3 protein-coding genes and 1 pseudogene are annotated in these 3,179 nt (G+C 38.4%); all 4 read left to right on the top strand.

Features of this window, described 5'->3' with window-relative positions; all coding sequences use genetic code 11:
- A partial coding sequence (locus tag O9295_RS08500) for a Uma2 family endonuclease (protein WP_288032666.1) occupies positions 1–376 on the top strand: 376 nt, incomplete at its 5' end.
- Between the two features lie 21 nt (positions 377–397).
- Positions 398–1,069 carry a Uma2 family endonuclease gene (locus tag O9295_RS08495; protein ID WP_288032665.1) on the top strand — a complete coding sequence of 224 codons (672 nt, stop codon included), beginning with the start codon at positions 398–400 and terminating at the stop codon, positions 1,067–1,069.
- Positions 1,070–1,185: 116 nt separating this feature from the next.
- A complete protein-coding gene (locus O9295_RS08490) occupies positions 1,186–2,607 on the top strand; it encodes a carotenoid oxygenase family protein (RefSeq protein WP_288032664.1) in 1,422 nt (473 codons plus the stop codon).
- A 336-nt stretch (positions 2,608–2,943) separates the two neighbouring features.
- Positions 2,944–3,179, top strand: a pseudogene (locus tag O9295_RS08485) (flagellar assembly protein H); the annotation flags it as partial.

Below are 3,179 nucleotides of genomic sequence, written 5' to 3'. Positions count from 1 at the left end.
CTATAAACAATGGCAAGAAGATAACATCGCTCCTCAAGTGGTCTTTGAAATTCTCTCCCCTTCTAATAGTTTAGAAGAAATGGAGCGAAAACTCCTCTTTTATCAACGTTATGGAGTGGAAGAATACTATCTCTATGATCCCGATTCTCATAATTTTCAAGGATGGTTAAGACAGGAAGGACTATTAAGTTCTATACCTGAGATTAAGGGATGGGTTAGTCCTCGGTTAAATATCCGATTTGAATTGAGAGGAGATGAGTTAGAAATTTATAGTTTAGATGGTCAGAAATTTTTGACTTCTATCGAGTTATCTCAAAAAGCTGAACGTTTAGCTGAATATATCCGTTCTCTGGGAATTGATCCCGATACTTTATGAATATTTAAAGGAGCAGAAATTATGACCTTTACACCAGCTATTGATCCAGATATTGAATACCCCGATAGTGACGGTAAACCGATGGCCGATAATACCGAACAATACGAATGGATCGTGAAAATTAAAGAAAATCTTGAGATTCTCTTTGCTAATTCTCCTAACGTTTTTATTGCGGGAGATCTGCTCTGGTATCCTGTCCAAGATAAAAAAATTACCGGACCGGTTGCTCCCGATGTTATGGTAGTATTTGGTCGTCCGAAAGGAAGAAGGGGTTCCTATAAACAATGGCAAGAAGATAACATTGCTCCTCAAGTGGTCTTTGAAATTCTCTCCCCTTCTAATAGTTTAGAAGAAATGGAGCGAAAACTCCTCTTTTATCAACGTTATGGAGTGGAAGAATACTATCTCTATGATCCAGATTCTCATAATTTTCAAGGATGGTTAAGACAGAAAGGAATATTAAGTTCTATACCTGAGATTAAGGGATGGGTTAGTCCTCGGTTAAATATCCGATTTGAATTGACAGAAGATGAGTTAGAAATTTATAGTTTAGATGGTCAGAAATTTTTAACTTCTATTGAGTTATCTCAAAAAGCTGAACAAGCAAGTTTACAATTAGAACAAGAACGTCTTAAAGCTGAACGTTTAGCTGAATATATCCGTTCTCTGGGAATTGATCCCAATACTTTATAATGATATAATTGATGGGTTGTGACGAATACTAATTAACTGGTAAACTGCCTAAGTTATCGTCATTGAACCTAGCCTAGGGCTATACTTAACTATGTAATCAGTAAAAAAACAAATCTATGAAAGCTTGGGCAAAATCTTTAGAAAAACCAGCAGTAGAATTTTCTGAAACCCAATTAACCTTATTATCGGGGAAAATTCCCGAGGGATTGCGGGGTAGTCTCTATCGCAATGGTCCGGGGAGATTAGAAAGAGGTAAGCAAAAAGTTGGTCATTGGTTTGACGGAGATGGGGCAATTTTAGCTGTACATTTTCATGATAATGGAGCCAATGCCACCTATCGTTATGTTCAGACTGCCGGTTATCAGCAAGAAAGCGCCGCTAATCAATATTTATTTCCTAATTATGGCATGAATGCCCCCGGCTTCTTGTGGAATAATTGGGGAAAAGAGGTAAAAAATGCCGCTAACACCTCGGTGTTAGCTTTACCCGATAAATTATTAGCTCTCTGGGAAGGGGGTTTTCCCCATAAATTAGATTTACAATCTTTAGAAACCCTAGGCTTAGATAATTTATCTAGCTTACAAGCAAAGGAAACTTTTTCCGCTCATCCTAAGCTAGATTTGTCCAGAGGAGAGATTTTTAATTTCGGGGTGACAATCAGTGCCAAAGTTAGTTTAAATCTCTATAAGTCTGACTCCACTGGTCAAATTATCCAGAAAAACACTTTTGAGTTAGATAGATTGTCTCTGCTGCATGACTTTGTTTTAGCAGGACAGTATCTCGTCTTTTTTGTCCCACCGATAAAAGCGGATAAGTTATCGATACTGTTGGGATTTAAAACTTTTAGTGATGCCATGCAGTGGCAGCCAGAATTAGGAACAAGAATACTAATTTTTGAGCGAGATTCTCTACAGTTAGTCAGTGAAAGTGTTACGGATTCATGGTTTCAATGGCACTTCGCTAATGGTTGTGTGAATGACCAAGGCAATCTTGAAATTGTTTTTGTCCGTTATGATGACTTTAAAACTAATCAATTTTTAAAAGAAGTTGCCACGGGTGAAACCGAAACCTTAGCCATCGGAAAATTAGCAAGTATCACCATCAATCCCCTATCAGCAAAGGTGATTAATCAGGAAATTCTCTCGGATTTAAGCTGTGATTTTCCCGTGGTTTCCCCGCAACTGGTGGGACAAAAATGGCAAAATACTTTTTTAGCTGTCCCTCGTCCCGATAGCGATATTCGTCGGGAAATTATCGGAATTCCTGCTTGTTATAATCACTCCACAGGTAAGTTAACTATTGCTTATCTAGAAAATAACTGTTATGGCAGTGAACCGATTTTTGTCTCCGATGGTTTATCTCCAGAAACGGGATGGTTAATCGTCGTGGTTTACGACGGCAATAATCACAGCAGCCAAGTGAGAATCTATGATAGTCAGCAGTTAGAAAAAGAGCCCCTTTGCTGTCTGCAATTACCCAGTGTTATCCCTCCCGGTTTTCACGGTACTTGGCAAGAAAAATCAGAAAAAGTAAGCTAAAACGTATTTAAATCGCTTATTCTTAGATTAGCCGAATCTCCCCCAATCCCTTTACTGTTGCAAGAGTGCAAGAGCGCAAGAGTGCCTCGTCTCAACAAGCAATTTGAATTAGGAACAGCCTAGCTTTGACGTTAGCGCTCGCATCTTCGCCATGACAAGGGGTAAGATTGCTTTGGGGGGTTTTAGTTGAAAGAGAAAGGTTAACGCGGAAAGTATCCCCCTCTCCTCGTAGGTTAAGGGGATGAGGTCATAACAATCTGTTGCCAAAACCGACTTTTCAGAATACAATAGAGAAGAGTAGTCATTCATCGCTCAGATTAGTTAAGATGATATTACATGACTAATAATATTGACCATGATCGCTTATTTAAGGAGTTAATCTCCACCTTTTTTGTCGAATTTATTGAGTTATTTTTTCCTCAATTGATGGATTATTTAGATAGGGACTCGATTACTTTTTTAGACAAAGAAGTATTTACCGATGTCACCGAAGGAGAAAGGTATGAAAGTGATTTAGTCGCACAAGTTAAGTTTCGAGGAAAGGAATCTTTTTTTCTGATTCATCTGGAGGC

This window comes from Microcystis sp. LE18-22.4A (genome assembly GCF_027531105.1).
Classification (GTDB): Bacteria; Cyanobacteriota; Cyanobacteriia; order Cyanobacteriales; family Microcystaceae; genus Microcystis; species Microcystis aeruginosa.
The sequence above is the reverse complement of the archived record's forward strand: the minus strand, read 5'-3'. Positions and strand labels throughout refer to the sequence as shown.